Genomic DNA, 14,655 nt, shown 5'->3' with positions numbered 1-14,655 from the left:
CTAATTATCGTCTACGAATTTTTTTTGATAAAATATTTCCTAAAGATTGCAAGCCTTGAACCATTACAATCAGCATCCCAACGGTAATGAGCATAACTTTGGTATCAAACCGCTGGTATCCATATGTAATGGCTAAATCACCCAATCCACCGCCGCCAACTGCTCCAGACATGGCAGATGCACCTATTAAACCAATCGTTGCAATTGTTAGAGACAATACAAGCGAACCTAATGCTTCGGGAATCAAAAACCGAAAAATAATTTGTGCAGGTGTAGCTCCCATCGCTTCTGCCGCCTCAATTACCCCTTGATCTACTTCCAAAAGAGAGTTTTCAACTAATCTTGCTATATATGGGCCCGCGTAAAATACTAGTGGGACTACTGCTGCTGCAGTCCCAATCGAGGTTCCTACAATTAAACGTGTAACTGGGATAATTGCGACCAATAAGATGATAAATGGAACTGAGCGAAAAATATTAATAATTCCATTTAAAACATTGAATATATGTAGGTTTTCTAACAAATGTCCTTTCCTAGTCACCACGAGTAAAATTCCGAGTGGAAGCCCCAAAACAGTTGAAAATAACAAGGAAAAACCAACCATTTGAAGAGTCTGAATAAGTGCATCAATAATCTGCTGTTTATCAACTAGCATGTGATTTCACCTCCCTTATCGTTACTTCTTTCTGGTTGATATACATGAGGACTCGTTGAATTTCTTTGTCATTCCCTTGAAACTCAACAATAATATTTCCAAATGGAATTCCCTGAAGCTCCGTAATATTTCCAAAAAGCACATTGATATGGACGTCGAACTTTTTAGCAATTTCAGAGAGTAATGGTTGCCCTGCTGATTCCCCAATAAAATTGATGCGATAGATTCTTTGTAATCCATCATGCTGTTTGACAAGCTCCTTTATGGAATCAGGAATTGAATCATTCATTACAGAGCTGACAAAGTTCTTAGATGTTTGTGTTTTTGGTGCCGAAAATACTTGGAAGACAGTTCCTTCCTCAATAATTTTCCCTGCTTCAATAACAGCAACCCGATCACATATTTCCCTGATTACTGCCATTTCATGGGTAATGATCAGAATCGTAATCTTATACTCTCGATTAATTTTCTTTAGCAGTTGCAGAATGGAGCTGGTTGTTTGTGGGTCAAGAGCAGAAGTAGCTTCGTCACACAGCAGAATCGATGGTCTTGTTGCAAGTGCCCGTGCAATTCCGACACGCTGTTTTTGCCCACCCGAAAGTTGATCAGGGTATTTTTCTGCTTTATCTGCCAAACCTACAAACTCAAGCAGTTCATATACTCGTTTTTGAATTTCATCCTTTGGTACTTTAGCCAGAATCAATGGCATTGCAACATTGTTATAAACTGTTTTCGAATTTAAAAGATTGAAATGCTGAAAAATCATACCGATATTCCGCTTCGCTTCACGGATTTCCTTTTGCGAAAGAGTAGTTAGATCATTTCCATCAACAATGACGCTACCAGAGGTTGGTCGCTCCAATAAATTTACACATCGTATAAGTGAGCTTTTTCCTGCCCCACTAAAGCCAATAACCCCAAATGTTTCCCCTTTCTTTATCGTTAGATCAATACCATTAAGTGCATTAACCTTTTGACCTCCACTCTCATACACCTTTGCAACACTTTTAAACTCAATCACGTTTTTCCCCTCCTTATTTCTTCACAAAATAAAAACCCTTTTCTTGACAAACAAAGAAGAGGGTTTCATAAGCACTCTTCTTATCTGCCAAGCATATTGCTTGATGGATGTGGCACAGTACTCATTCCTGAGTCCGCTGCCGAGGTATCATAGGGCCATTCCCTCCACCTCTCTTGATAAGAAATATTATTCGGTTTTTTATAAATCTATTTTTCCAATCGATTTAGTATGCTTTATTTTCAAAAAAATCTCCCATCCATGAATGGGTATTTTTAGAAAATAAAAAACCCCTTCAACTAAGAAGAGGTTAGAAAAACACGATCTAATTCCTCTCCTTATCTTTCAAGCATATGCTTGCTGGATTTGGCACGGTGCAAAATAGTCCGCTGCCGAGGTATCGTAGGGCCAGTCCCTCAACCTCTCTTGATAAGAAGTATTATTATTAATATGTTTATCACTATACAACTTGAAAAATTTCATGTCAATACTTTCTTTTGAAAAAATCAAGAATATTCCAAAGTATGTATTCCCTTTTAATTCACATAACGCCCGTTTTCTGGAATAGCAATTTCGGCAAAATGGTCCACTAAGTATCTCAAGCTATTCTTTAAAATCTCACCGCTCATTGGTAACCCATGCCCTGTTACAGCTGTATACGGTTTTAATGCAGCTATCATTTTTACCGATTCAAAGGCCGCTTTCCAATCGGTAGTGAAATATTTCGGTGCCCCGCTAATTTCTTGTTCTTGCACCATCACTTTATACAAAGATTCCTGTTTAACAGTTACAAATGCATCTCCAGCAAGTAGAGTCCGGTCTTCTTCACGAAATAGCGAGATATGTCCTGGCGTATGCCCCGGTGTATGAATCCATTTCCATCCTGGCATATTCGGAATGGTTCCATCGTCGGGGAGTCTTTTTACATGAGCACTGATATTTATCCCGTGATTCGGAAAAAATGGCGACAATTCGGAGACAAGTCCTCCATCAACAGTTGGGTCACCCGGCGGGTAATTTTCTTTACCTGTTAAATACGGTATTTCTAACATATGAGCATATACCGGAACATTCCAGTGCTCTAGTAACTCGACAATGGATCCAACATGGTCAAAATGTCCGTGTGTTATTACAATTGCCTTTGGCTGAGCATTTTCTCCAAATCGCTCTCTGACAGCATTCATAATCTCTTCGGCCGATTTGGGCATACCCGCATCAACTAAAACAAAATCATTATTTTGATGACCGATAAAACACAGGTTAACAATCTTATTTGTATAACAATAAACATCAGGTAAAATTTCTAATCCCTTTCCACTTCCGGTCGAGGTCATCGGAAGAAAGGATTCTTCGAATTTATCATCTTGAATATGATCCAAAGTAGAACCTCCCATACTATTTTCCTTATTATTTAACAGAGGAGGCTATAATAATCATTACCATAAAAAAAGCCTACCCTATATACCAGAGCAGGCCTGTAACACTATTAATCAAACATTCGAAGAGCCATTTTATTAATTAGATGGTGAATTTCCTCTTTGTTAATGACATTTTCATTATAATTAATTTGAAGGTTTCCGCTACCTGAAATAATCTTCACCTTTTCAATGCCATGTTTTCTTTTTATATCCTTTTTAATTTTCACGATGCAGCTAGAACAAGCGATATCATTTAATGCCATTTGAATGCTGCCCATTTTTATTAGTCCCCCAGTCCGACTTTTTCAACAAAGTCTATGCCAAATTGAACACATTGTTCCTTTTCAGCTTCCGTTGGTGATAAATCAATTTTGAGGCCAGTTAAAACTAGATCCGCTTCTAACTCCACTAATTTTTCCGTTAATCTATCAACTGCTCCTCCTCTATGCTCGTAGGAAGAGTCACATGACCCAAATGCCACAGCTTTTTTCCCTTTTAGGCTTATCTGATCCATGTCATCATAGAAATCTAAAAACTCATCGGGTAAATCCCCATCGCCCCATGTATAAGCACCCAATAGAATGCCATCATAATCTAGGAGGTCTTTAACATCGACCATTAAAATATCTTTAATATCCACATTTGCTCCTGCTTTGCGAATACCTTCACCAATCGTTTCCGCAATCTCTTCAGTATTTCCGGACATGCTACAGTAAGCAATTAAACAATTTACTGACATAAGATACACCTCTTGTTTCTTATTTGTCCTTTTATTTTAATTGGATTGGTTTAAAATAAAATTGATGCAAATCAATTAAACTAAAATCAATTGATTAAAATCACTACACGCATAGTGTAAAATAGATACAATAAAGCAATTATGAAAATGCTTACAAGGAAGTGATTGTTAATGCAATGTGAACATTGTTGTTCTTCTGAATCCTCATGTATTACGTCAGTACCCGTTTTTAAAGGGATGAACGAAATTGATCTCCAATTGTTGCAAAAAGTAACACGTAGTCATGACTTTCAAAAAGGTGAGTTTATTTTTCGAGATGGGGAAAGGTCTGAGACATTATTTGTTGTTAAAGAGGGCCTAATTAAGTTAACGAAAATGTCTGCGGAAGGAAAAGAACAAATTGTTCGAGTGTTGTTTCCTGGTGACTTTTTCGGTTTATTCGCTTTACTTAGAAATGAAAAACATTATGCAAACGCAGAAGCTTTAGGGAAAACGGTTATTTGTTCGATTGATAAAAAGGATTTTCTTAAAATGATGGAAAGCCATTCAGAAATGTCATTCCGTTTCCTTCTTGCTGTAAATGATCGCCTTTATGAAGCAGACGAATCAGTCGGTTTCCTTGGACTAATGGAAGTGGAACAGCGTCTTGCTAGAGCACTGCTCCTTTTCCATGATAAAATGAAAGCTCAAAAAGGTGAATTCACCTTGCCTATTTCCAAAAAGGACTTGGCTAGTTTCATTGGAACAACCCCTGAGACCATCAGCAGAAAGCTTTTATCATTCATGTCCCAAAAGCTCATCAATACGGATGGGCGTAGGAATATCAAGATTCTTGAATTTGATCGACTCAAACTTCTTGCAGATGTAAAATCAGATTAAAATTCGTTCAGCTTTACAGCCATAAGACGATAATGCATTGGTTCGATCTCGTTTACAATTACATTCATGCCTAATGACTCCAAACCTCCAATTAGTGGTTCACCACGATGTGGTAAATGAATTTCAAAAATAGTTCCAACAGGTGATTCTTTTACAAATTGCATGATTTCTTGTCGTGGGTGTTCACCTTTTAAAACTCTTTCACGAACATCCATGATTGCTCTTTTTCCATCAAATTCAAAATTACTCATTCTGCTCTATCTCCTTTATAATGTAATAAAAATTGATCTGCCTCTAATTCGGTGAGTGGGACGCTAAAGTAAAAACCTTGAACAGCGTCACATTTTAATTTTTCCACATGATTTAATTGATCTTTAGTCTCTACTCCTTCAGCAATAACCTTCATATCGAGCGCATGACCTAAATTAGAAATTGCATGCGTTAATGCTTTACTGCTTGGGTTCGAATCAATATCAAAAATAAACGATCGGTCTATTTTCAGCGTATCCAAAGGAAACTTCTGCAAATAATTTAATGAAGAGTATCCCTTGCCAAAATCATCAATCGCAATATGCACTCCTAACTTTTTTATCCGATTAAGGATATCTGTAGCAGAGTCCATATTGTACATGATCATACTTTCTGTTATTTCTATCTCCAAGAGGTTTGGTGGTATCTGCAATTCATCTATTAAATGTTGAAACTTTTCTACTAAATCATTTTGTAAAAATTGCCTCGCAGAAAGATTTATCGAAATACGGACTCCTTGACCCACATCCATCCACTCTTTAATCTTTAAACATGCTTCCCTCATAACCCAATCACCAATCGGAAGGATCAACCCTGATTCCTCCGCAATTGGAATAAATTCTCCTGGGGAAATGATACCCATGTCTGGATGGTTCCACCTAATCAATGCTTCCATTCCAATAATCTTATTATGATCTAAATCGATTTGTGGCTGGAAATAAAGTAGTAGCTCATTTTTTAAAAGAGCATTATGCAAATCATTTTCAACCATTAGTTTTTCAAATGCTCCAGCACTACTATCAATCTGTGCCTTTTCAATCTTGTTCTTGCCACTTTTTTTCGCTCGATACATGGCTGAATCAGCGTTTGAAATAAGTGCTTCGATTTCATCGCCATCATACGGAAAGATACTAATTCCAATGCTTGGAGAAATATGAATTTCTAATTCCTTTAATTGGAATGGTTTAGTAAAGGCTTCTAGGATTTGCATCCCCAATTCATCTGCCTCTGCTTCGTCCTTTAAATCGAGGGCTAAATAAATAAATTCATCTCCACCCATTCGAGCAACCATATTCTTTGTTCCTTCACACTCTTTTAGTCGAGTAGATGTCTCTTTTAACAAAAGATCTCCATATGTATGGCCGAGTGTATCATTAATAAATTTAAATCGGTCTAAATCAATATAGAGCAGCGCCAAAAATGTGTTTTCTACTTTTGCTTTATTGATGGCCTTGTTTAAATACCTGTAAAAAAAATAACGATTTGGTAGCTTCGTTAAAGGATCTACTCCTGACAATTGAACGTCTAATAAGATTAATCCAATATAATGGTTATCTTTCATAGGACTAAAATGGTTAATTTCCATCCACTTTGGTGCTTGTTCACCACTTTTAGTCTTTATGAAAATCTCTCCATTCATATTTTCAGAAATGGATCCCAAACCCATTAAAAAGTCATTAGCATTTCTCCCTAATAACTCGGACTCAGCGTATCCACTCTCTTCAATAAAAGCTGGGTTTGCAAATGTTATCACATAATCAGTATCTAATATGATAATCGATGTTTGGAATTGCTGAATAAGCGATGTATTCATGTTGGTTTTAAAATCGGTCTAATTACCGATTCCCCCTTCTCTATCTATAGATTTAAGTTTATAGTTCCCAATGTTGAAAAAAATTGATTTAGATCAAGGTTATTCAATTTTTCTTTTGCAAAAATGAAAATAGAATATTCACAAATCATGACAACAAAGGAGTGTAATACCCGAAATGGATTTATTTACATATGAGGATATGAAAAACATTGACCGAAAGACTTTAGGTAATTCGGTTCCTTTGGAATTGTTCAGATCAGTAAGATTAATTGGAATGTACCAGGGTTTACCAATGAGAGGCAAAAGCACCACGATTACTGTCGGCAGAAAAATTGGACAGAGTTTACCTGTCCATTCGATTGAGGATGCCTTGGCAATCTTCGAGGAATTAAAAATCGGAATTCCCATGATTATTGACTCAAAAGAGAATGAAGTTCACATTGCGATTCAGGATTGTTTTTGCAAAGGACTGCCTGTTCATCAAGGCAATATGACCTGTGATCTGGAGGGGGCCATTTTGGAAGGAGCGATCTCGCGCTTTTATGAGGGAAAGGTAGTGGTCCATGAGGTTAAGTGCAACGTAAATGGTGATGAATACTGTGAATACAGGATCAGACTTTTATAAAGACTGTCGGGTTAATCATTTTAATTGACATAAATAATGAAGCGTAACCGAGTCGGTCACACTTCATTATTTTTTGAATGCGCAAATCAAGTAAAAACAGATTACACCTATCACAATTAATTAAATGACTTCCAAAAATTCCCCTCCTGATTTAGTAAATCGGCTATCTCCTCAAACGGTACTGTAAAGGTCGGAAACCCAGCAACATATGGACCTATTTCATATGGATTAAAATAAAGATTCAAAGCACCTTCAGTAATAAAAAAAGGTTGGTCCTCTCTAATTCCTTTGTACCTATCTAGAAAAATATAAGAATACTTTTCATTGCTTTGGATTTGATCTGCAATAATGTGACTGATCGTTTTTACATATTGACTATGGTCCTTAAACAAATCGTTTAGTTGATAAAATGGCCCCGTATTCAGATCAATATGGGCAAATTTTTTTAAAGGCATACCGTGGGCAGCTCCAAATGGATAGTCGTATCCTGTTTTTTCAATCACTAAAAGATTTTTTTGATAGTAGGTTACTTCAAAATCTCCAGTATAACTAGAATCAAGTTGTTTTTGGGTTGGTACAACTTTAACAGCAGAAAAATCCTTTAAATCCTGGTTTACCTTCATTTGAGCCTCTTTACACTGCATTCCCATTACTTGCGGATAAAAAACTAAATAATCCTTATTCGGCTTGTATTTTTTTTCAATTACAGAATACTGGCTATTTAAAGGAATTAATTGATTTTGCTCCCAGACTACCTCTGACTTATTAGTAAAATATTGAAGTCGAAAGTCAACTTCAGCCTTGATTAATGTTTTGTCAAAATGCAATTCACCGCTTCCAAGAACAGTTGGAAGACTTTCGATCCTTTTGCCGTTAATGTCAATAAAGAAAGTAGATTGTTCATTGTATGCTGAGGCACGACCTTCTACAAACTTCGTTAGACCATTATAAATAAATCCAGTTAAGATGTGCCCATCGATGTCCGCAATTGCATATAATGACCCAACATAAGGTTTTTCTGCGATGATTGCTTTCCCAATTGCCACTCGGCCTTCACCAAGGCTTATAATAGTTTGATAATGTGGCTTTAATATAAAATGGCCATTTCGATCAATTAAACCGTAATGTCCTTTAAACTCCTCGGATACATTCACAATTGCTCGGCCTTCAATGAATGGCCTTGCTTCTGAAAACTGTGGTCCAATTACAATTTCCCCTTGTTCATCCATATAGCCAAAATTCCCACCCGCAGTTTTTTGAAATGCAAGTAGTCCTTCCCCATAATTCCCAACAAAAGCATATGGATACGTTTTAATAATCTTTCCGGCAAGACCTATTAATGAATAAGACCCATCTAGATTCTTAACAACAGCTTTTCCTTCGTGAAAATCACTGGCAGACTCGAACTCTAATGGAAGGACCTCTTTTCCTCTTCTGTTCAAATACCCATATAAGTATTTGCCATGTTCATCCGTATTTGCGATTAATGCTCGGCCTTCCTTATAATCACCAATAAACGAGTATACCTTTGAGGTCGTTTCCTTCCCACTTTCATCGATAACTTTAAAACCCAGGTGATTAATTACCGTTGCACGCCCCTCGGAAAATGGATTTATAGTATCGTATTTTGGCTTTACAATAAAATATCCATTCGAATTGATTACACCAGAAAGGTCAAGTAATCTTACAATTGCCAAGCCATTATCTTGAAAATCCCCTGCATGCTCATAGATAGGAGGAAGAATAATTTTACCTTTTTCGTTCATATATCCCCATTTATTACCGCCAATTTCTTTGATTGAAATGGGGAAAAGGTAAACTCCTCTTGCTCTCGACTCCTTTACCTCTGATTCTCTAAGTCTTTGATAATAATAAGGTGCAGACAGTGCTTCTGCACCAAATGGCCGTAATGGAAGATTGACATTTTCTAAGTCTCCATCTTTTCTAAACATCGTAACTCTCCATTTTATTTTTTGATTTATGATATGAATAAACAAGGGATATGTGCCTATAAAACAATAAAAGGCTACCAGTTAGGCAGCCTTGAACTTAATGTCCAATATTATTTACTTCTGGTATTAATTGCTTCCACTCGTCATACGTGATAATAGTGTCCCAGTGACCCGTGATTTTAGCAAATCCTACAACTAGGAAGAACAGTACAAGAAAAGCAACAGGGATAAACCATTTATTCACCTTTTTCTTTGCAACAGTCATATTCAGCGTATCTTTTACTGGACATGCCTCCACACATGCCATGCAGGCAGTACAGTTTGGTGTATTAACCGCTGTTTTCTGGTGAACTTTAATTCTTTGTGGACAAACCTTTGTACACATTTCGCAGCTTATGCATGTATCTTCATTTCTCTTAATCTTTGTAATTCTGAAGATAGAGCCAAGACCAATCAATGCTCCGTACGGGCAAAGGAACCGACACCAAAAATTCCGGAAAAACAGTGACAATACAAACAAGACTAAAATAACTTTCAATGCAAAGCCACCAATATCTAAGAAGAATAAAAGCATTTTCACGTCTGATACTTTATTATATGGATCAACCAAGAATGCCTTTGCATTATAAAAATCCATAAAAAAGATCATATTTATGAAGATTAATAATAATAAGTATTTCAAGGGAGTTAAAATCCATACGAGCCATTGCGGAATTTCAAAATTCTTTCTAAAAATCTTTTTTCCAAGTCTTCCTGTCCATTCACTTACCGTACCAACTGGACAAAACCATCCGCAAAAGGCTTTACGGAACAGGAGTCCACTACCGATAAAGAAAGCAAACAATACAAGGCCAGCCGGGTGGATCTGATCAAATCCCCCGCCATTCACCCACACATTCAACCCTACCAAGGCACTGATCGGCAAAAACCCCTCGACTGCACTAGGTCTTGGGACAAATGGTTCTTTCCCTAATGTTTCAAAGTGCATGTAAAATTGATAAAACCGAAGTCCTACATATAGTAAAAATAACAGAAATAATGCCTGAACGATGTATCTCGTAAATTGGACCGGCTTACGCTTTAATTGTTTAGCATACCAGCTCCTAGATTTCATCACGATCCCCCCATTCTTTCAATACTTTAACTATAAATGAGGGGCAAAAATGTGGCATGTGATTTAGATCATTAATCTGGTGAATTCATAAATAGTTCACATTGGTATTCTTAAATAGTTCATAATTTTTTTATCATAGGTATTATCACATTGGAAACGTTTTCCTAAAAATCAACGAAAAATAGTGCTTGCAAAACTATATAAAAATAATATAATCATACTAACAAAAGCTAGTTCAGACTTTTTAGAAAAATCATTAAAATCAATGACGAGAACAGTAGCATGTAAATCTTGGACTTTAGAGAGTCGACGGTTGGTGAAAGTCGATAGCAGGATACATGTGAAGATCATCTCTGAGATGCAAGGCTGAAACTTTAGTAAGCCTCTGCCGGAACTGTCCACCGTTACGATAGGACCACGTATGATAGTACGTTGAACGAGAGCCGCAAATTTTTTTATTTTATTTGCGGAAGTAGGGTGGTAACGCGAGCATGCTCGTCCCTATCCATGGGGACGGGCTTTTTATTTTGTAAAAAAGCTAGTCAATTCCCAAAAGAAGGAGAGAGAAAGATGAAAAAGAAAGATACTTTATTTGTTGGTTTAATGTTATTTTCAATGTTTTTTGGGGCAGGAAATTTAATTTTCCCTCCATTTTTAGGAATGGGTGCAGGTACTTCCTTTTGGCCGGCTATCATAGGTTTTATCCTAACCGGCGTCGGCTTACCACTGCTAGTTTTAACTGCGATTGCCCTTGTGAAAGATGGAGTCAATACACTTGGAAGCCGAGTTCATCCTTGGTTCGGTACTATTTTTACTATTGTTGTTTACTTATCAATCGGGCCGTTCTTCGGAGTTCCACGAAATGCAAATGTGGCATTCGAAATGGGCTTAAAGCCATTCCTTGGCAATGTTTCTTTAGGCCAACCCGTTCTCTTGTTTATCTTTTCCGCTGCATTCTTTTTGCTAGTATATCTTTTGAGCTTAAACCCTTCAAAGGTAGTCGATTACATGGGAAGATGGATTACTCCAGCTCTCCTATTGTCTATCGTTGTATTATGTGTAACAGGTTTCGTGAAGCTCAATCAACCATTAAAAGCACCAACTACAAATTACCAAACAGCCTCCTTGTTTAAAGGCTTTATCGATGGTTATTCCACCATGGATGCCCTTGCTGCTCTAGCCTTCGGAATTGTTATTTTGACAACGTTGAAGCAAAAGGGCATCACAGGTAAAAAACAATTAACAGCTTATACCGTGAAAGCAGGTCTGATTGCTGGTACAGCCCTTGCCCTTGTTTATGTAGCAATTGGCTTTATTGGTGCAAAAATGGCAGCCTATGGAACTTTTGAAAATGGTACAGAATTGTTATCTAAAGCATCTACCATTTTATTAGGAAATAGCGGAAAAATCCTTCTTGGTGTTATTTTCACCCTAGCTTGTTTTACAACTTGTGTAGGATTAACAATTGCCTGTGGTCAATATTTTACTAAAATTATACCGAAAGCAAATTACCGATTTTTTGTAACAGCCGTTACGGTCACAAGCTTCCTAATCGCAAATCTTGGCCTTAACCAAATCATTTTTGTATCTGTTCCATTCCTTGTTATGTCCTATCCATTGACGATTGTTCTTGTCACTTTATCATTCTTCCATCGATTCTTTAAGGGGTCACAGAAAGTGTATGCTGGAGCTATGCTCTTAACAGGCATCGTTAGTTTGTTTGACGGTTTAAAAATGTTTGGTCTACATTTGGAAATAGTACAAACCGTAATAAATACTCTTCCACTTGCTTCCGTTGGCCTCGGCTGGGTCGTACCTGCCATTGTTGGTGGAATCGCTGGGGTAATCATTGATAAATTCAATCAATCACCTTCATTAAAAGAAGTTGAAATCAAAAAAGCATCTTAAAATCAAAAGGCCATGGGAGTATTTCTCCCTGGCCTTTACTTTTAGTATGAAATTACGCCTCTTAAAACCTTAATTGCTTTTTCGATTCTTTTTAACCCCTCCTCCAATATAGACCTTGGACAAGCAATATTGATCCTTGTGAATCCCTCTCCTTCTTGACCGAATATATAGCCCTCATCTAATGCTACTTTTGCCTTTGTTTGCATCCATTTTTCCAGTACTTTCGCATCCATCCCTAACCCTCGACAATCGATCCAGACTAGATATGTTCCTTCAGGTTGAATCACTTTCAATTCTTTCATATTTGTTTCAATGTAATTCGTTAGAAAGTCAAGATTTTGCTGTAAGTAATGGAGAAGCTCTTCAAGCCAATCTTCTCCATACCGATAGGCACTTTCTGTTGCCACAAGACCGAACGAACTTATCATACTGATACTAAATATTTCTAGAATATTTATATAGGTTGTTCGGATTTTTTCATTAGGAATAATAATATTAGAAGTTTGCATCCCTGCCAAATTGAATGTTTTGCTTGGTGCCGTACAAATAATCGAGTTTTGAGCAAACTCTTCTGAAATTGAAGCAAAAGGCGTATGGCTGTGGCCTTTATAAATAAGATCAAAATGAATTTCATCAGACACAATGAGAATATTATGTTTTAGACAGATTTCCCCTAATCGAATAAGCTCCTCCTTATTCCATACTCTTCCGACTGGGTTATGTGGGCTAGATAGAATAATCATCTTTGTATCGGGATCTATCTTTTTCTCTAAATCTTCGTAGTCCATCATATAGCGCCCCTCTTTAAACTCGAGAGGATTAGCAACGATTTTTCGCCCATGCTTTTCAATTACTTTCGTGAATGGATAGTAAACAGGGGGCTGAATAATGATCTTATCACCCGGCTTTGTGAATGTTTGGACAATAAGACTAAGTGCTGGAACAACACCAGGGCTATGGCAAATCCATTCTTTTTCAACTATCCAATTATGTCTTCGTTTCATCCAGTCGATGACTGCCTCGTAATAGGATTCCGTTCTGGCGGTATAGCCAAAAATACCATGCTCAGCCCGATCCTTTATTGCATCAATTACAGGTTCAGGAACCCTGAAATCCATGTCGGCTACCCACATCGGAAGGATATCCTTATCTCCAAATAAATTCTCTACTTCATCCCATTTTTCTGAAGCAGTATTAATACGATTGATCTCTTTGTCAAAATCATATTTCAAATGTATTACCTCCATTTCTTTAATTATTTTTCCGATGCATAAATAATATCGTTTTGCTTTCTTGCTTCTTCAGTTATACGAAGCACAATCTCACTGATACTCTTTAATTCTTTATATTTTTCTTTATTATTTGTTTCAATAATGGATGCAATAGTAATACATTCGTACACCATGTCTTTTTCTTCTAGAGGAACACTCACTATTTGGCTAGCCAATGCATGGCTATCAATAAATTCTATTTGTGAAATAGGGGCTGCATCCTCCATCACAAACGTCCCGACTTCTCCATGAATTTCACATAGAAGAGTGGAATGCGACACTTTTGAACAAAGAATGGTGCAAATAAATTCCCCATAATCTAAAACAAGTGTCCCACTTCCATCAACTCCACTGTGCAATTTAACGGGATGATAGGAAAACTTGTTTGGCTCCCCAAACAATCCAACCGCTAGATAAAGGGGATAAACACCCAAATCAACCAATGCGCCGCCAGAATAAACGCTTGAAAAAATATTTGGCTCTTCTCCTTTTAAAAATAGGTCGTAGCGGGAGGAATATTTAATATATGGCAGAATCGCACTTCTTATTTTACCTGCCATATGAAGCTTTTCTTTCAGGATACTGAAATTAGGTGTATGAATATTGCGGATTGCTTCAAATAAAAATACCCCATTTGCTTCAGCAATTTTGTGTGCTTCTTCTAATTCCCTTAAATTAGAAAAAATAGGCTTTTCACAAATCACATGCTTTTTGTTTTTTAGAAATAGTAGTGCCTGCTCAAAATGGACTGAGTTGGGTGATGCAATATACACTACGTCTATGTTCTTGTCTTTTGCCATTTCTTCAAGGTCTGTAAAAACATCCGCCGCATTATATGTATCAGCTACAATTTGTGCTTTTTCCTCCGATCGTGAGTAGACTGCAGTTAAATTTAATTGATTGCTAAGTTGTGCTGCCTCTATAAATGATGAAGTAATCCATCCTGTTCCGACCGTGCCAAAGTTGATCATCAAAAGCCCCCCTTATATTTATGACTACCATTTTAACCTTTTATAGGGTCAATTTAAAATTTGCGGTATAATTATCTCAAGCTACTTATACGAAGAAAAGGAGCGGAGCATTGTAAATATGAATTTGTGTAAGTAATCGTAGGTAAAAATACACATTACTCACTTCGAATAATGAGAAAATCAGCTTTGCTCACACCACCTTCTTATGTTAGGTTACAACTCTCTAATCATTGTATTTCCATTCAAGGAATGAAGAGATAAA

General features: G+C 36.9%; 14 protein-coding genes, 2 riboswitches and 1 other annotated feature. Of the genes, 3 read left to right on the top strand and 11 right to left on the bottom strand.

The features are described from left to right. Positions 1 to 4: 4 nt before the first annotated feature. From RCG20_RS14010 to RCG20_RS13990, 5 genes are all read right to left on the bottom strand, one after another. A complete protein-coding gene (locus tag RCG20_RS14010) occupies positions 5 to 655 on the bottom strand; it encodes a methionine ABC transporter permease (RefSeq protein WP_308180751.1) in 651 nt (216 codons plus the stop codon). Then, on the bottom strand, positions 645 to 1,676 hold the full coding sequence (locus tag RCG20_RS14005) for a methionine ABC transporter ATP-binding protein (protein WP_308180750.1): 1,032 nt from the start codon (positions 1,674 to 1,676) through the stop codon (positions 645 to 647). Before RCG20_RS14005 ends, RCG20_RS14010 begins: the two co-directional genes overlap by 11 nt. 77 nt (positions 1,677 to 1,753) lie before the next feature. Continuing rightward, positions 1,754 to 1,859, bottom strand: a riboswitch (SAM riboswitch). Between the two features lie 149 nt (positions 1,860 to 2,008). After that, a riboswitch (SAM riboswitch) is annotated at positions 2,009 to 2,109 on the bottom strand. 100 nt (positions 2,110 to 2,209) lie between these two features. Continuing rightward, positions 2,210 to 3,067 (bottom strand): MBL fold metallo-hydrolase, encoded by an 858-nt coding sequence (locus RCG20_RS14000; RefSeq protein WP_308180749.1) that lies wholly within the window; start codon positions 3,065 to 3,067, stop codon positions 2,210 to 2,212. A 92-nt stretch (positions 3,068 to 3,159) separates the two neighbouring features. After that, the gene (locus RCG20_RS13995) at positions 3,160 to 3,369 is read right to left on the bottom strand and encodes a cation transporter (RefSeq protein WP_308180748.1); all 210 of its coding nucleotides are present in this window, start codon (positions 3,367 to 3,369) and stop codon (positions 3,160 to 3,162) included. Between the two features lie 5 nt (positions 3,370 to 3,374). Beyond that, positions 3,375 to 3,830: a flavodoxin gene (locus tag RCG20_RS13990; RefSeq protein WP_308180747.1), complete on the bottom strand. Its 456-nt coding sequence runs from the start codon at positions 3,828 to 3,830 to the stop codon at positions 3,375 to 3,377. 171 nt (positions 3,831 to 4,001) lie between these two features. Between RCG20_RS13990 and RCG20_RS13985 the strand changes: the two genes are divergently transcribed. Next, positions 4,002 to 4,709, top strand: a complete 708-nt coding sequence (locus RCG20_RS13985; protein ID WP_308180746.1) for a Crp/Fnr family transcriptional regulator — start codon at positions 4,002 to 4,004, stop codon at positions 4,707 to 4,709. Here RCG20_RS13985 and RCG20_RS13980 read toward each other — a convergent pair. Further along, positions 4,706 to 4,960 (bottom strand): amino acid decarboxylase, encoded by a 255-nt coding sequence (locus RCG20_RS13980; protein WP_308180745.1) that lies wholly within the window; start codon positions 4,958 to 4,960, stop codon positions 4,706 to 4,708. The genes RCG20_RS13985 and RCG20_RS13980 overlap by 4 nt on opposite strands. Continuing rightward, positions 4,957 to 6,552: a sensor domain-containing protein gene (locus tag RCG20_RS13975; RefSeq protein ID WP_308180744.1), complete on the bottom strand. Its 1,596-nt coding sequence runs from the start codon at positions 6,550 to 6,552 to the stop codon at positions 4,957 to 4,959. Before RCG20_RS13975 ends, RCG20_RS13980 begins: the two co-directional genes overlap by 4 nt. A 175-nt stretch (positions 6,553 to 6,727) precedes the next feature. Between RCG20_RS13975 and RCG20_RS13970 the strand changes: the two genes are divergently transcribed. Next, positions 6,728 to 7,177: a V4R domain-containing protein gene (locus RCG20_RS13970; protein ID WP_308180743.1), complete on the top strand. Its 450-nt coding sequence runs from the start codon at positions 6,728 to 6,730 to the stop codon at positions 7,175 to 7,177. Positions 7,178 to 7,293: 116 nt separating this feature from the next. Here RCG20_RS13970 and RCG20_RS13965 read toward each other — a convergent pair whose 3' ends face one another. After that, a complete protein-coding gene (locus RCG20_RS13965) occupies positions 7,294 to 9,129 on the bottom strand; it encodes a WG repeat-containing protein (protein WP_308180741.1) in 1,836 nt (611 codons plus the stop codon). A 97-nt stretch (positions 9,130 to 9,226) separates the two neighbouring features. Then, entirely contained in the window at positions 9,227 to 10,243 is a 1,017-nt protein-coding gene (locus tag RCG20_RS13960) for a 4Fe-4S binding protein (protein WP_308180740.1), read from the bottom strand. A 256-nt stretch (positions 10,244 to 10,499) separates the two neighbouring features. Beyond that, positions 10,500 to 10,749, top strand: a binding site (T-box leader). Between the two features lie 64 nt (positions 10,750 to 10,813). Between RCG20_RS13960 and brnQ the strand changes: the two genes are divergently transcribed. Beyond that, positions 10,814 to 12,151: a branched-chain amino acid transport system II carrier protein gene (brnQ, locus tag RCG20_RS13955; RefSeq protein ID WP_308180739.1), complete on the top strand. Its 1,338-nt coding sequence runs from the start codon at positions 10,814 to 10,816 to the stop codon at positions 12,149 to 12,151. Between the two features lie 41 nt (positions 12,152 to 12,192). On the opposite strand, the gene RCG20_RS13950 is transcribed toward brnQ, so the two are convergent. Both RCG20_RS13950 and RCG20_RS13945 read right to left on the bottom strand, forming a co-directional pair. Beyond that, positions 12,193 to 13,383 carry a MalY/PatB family protein gene (locus RCG20_RS13950; protein ID WP_308180738.1) on the bottom strand — a complete coding sequence of 397 codons (1,191 nt, stop codon included), beginning with the start codon at positions 13,381 to 13,383 and terminating at the stop codon, positions 12,193 to 12,195. Between the two features lie 23 nt (positions 13,384 to 13,406). After that, positions 13,407 to 14,390 carry a Gfo/Idh/MocA family protein gene (locus RCG20_RS13945; RefSeq protein WP_308184348.1) on the bottom strand — a complete coding sequence of 328 codons (984 nt, stop codon included), beginning with the start codon at positions 14,388 to 14,390 and terminating at the stop codon, positions 13,407 to 13,409. Positions 14,391 to 14,655: the final 265 nt, after the last annotated feature.

It is taken from the genome of Neobacillus sp. PS3-40, from assembly GCF_030915485.1.
Classification (GTDB): Bacteria; Bacillota; Bacilli; order Bacillales; family Cytobacillaceae; genus JAUZPL01.
Note: the sequence above shows the minus strand (reverse complement) of the source record. Positions and strands in the feature narration are given on the sequence as shown.

Excerpts from the sequence above, each read along its gene's own strand:
- RCG20_RS13975 (WP_308180744.1), bottom strand. The coding sequence starts at position 6,552 with ATGAATACATCGCTTATTCAGCAATTCCAAACATCGATTATCATATTA.
- RCG20_RS13990 (WP_308180747.1), bottom strand. The coding sequence starts at position 3,830 with ATGTCAGTAAATTGTTTAATTGCTTACTGTAGCATGTCCGGAAATACT.
- RCG20_RS14000 (WP_308180749.1), bottom strand. The coding sequence starts at position 3,067 with ATGGGAGGTTCTACTTTGGATCATATTCAAGATGATAAATTCGAAGAA.
- RCG20_RS13970 (WP_308180743.1), top strand. The coding sequence starts at position 6,728 with ATGGATTTATTTACATATGAGGATATGAAAAACATTGACCGAAAGACT.
- RCG20_RS13980 (WP_308180745.1), bottom strand. The coding sequence starts at position 4,960 with ATGAGTAATTTTGAATTTGATGGAAAAAGAGCAATCATGGATGTTCGT.
- brnQ (WP_308180739.1), top strand. The coding sequence starts at position 10,814 with ATGAAAAAGAAAGATACTTTATTTGTTGGTTTAATGTTATTTTCAATG.
- RCG20_RS13985 (WP_308180746.1), top strand. The coding sequence starts at position 4,002 with ATGCAATGTGAACATTGTTGTTCTTCTGAATCCTCATGTATTACGTCA.
- RCG20_RS13960 (WP_308180740.1), bottom strand. The coding sequence starts at position 10,243 with ATGAAATCTAGGAGCTGGTATGCTAAACAATTAAAGCGTAAGCCGGTC.
- RCG20_RS13965 (WP_308180741.1), bottom strand. The coding sequence starts at position 9,129 with ATGTTTAGAAAAGATGGAGACTTAGAAAATGTCAATCTTCCATTACGG.
- RCG20_RS13995 (WP_308180748.1), bottom strand. The coding sequence starts at position 3,369 with ATGGGCAGCATTCAAATGGCATTAAATGATATCGCTTGTTCTAGCTGC.
- RCG20_RS14010 (WP_308180751.1), bottom strand. The coding sequence starts at position 655 with ATGCTAGTTGATAAACAGCAGATTATTGATGCACTTATTCAGACTCTT.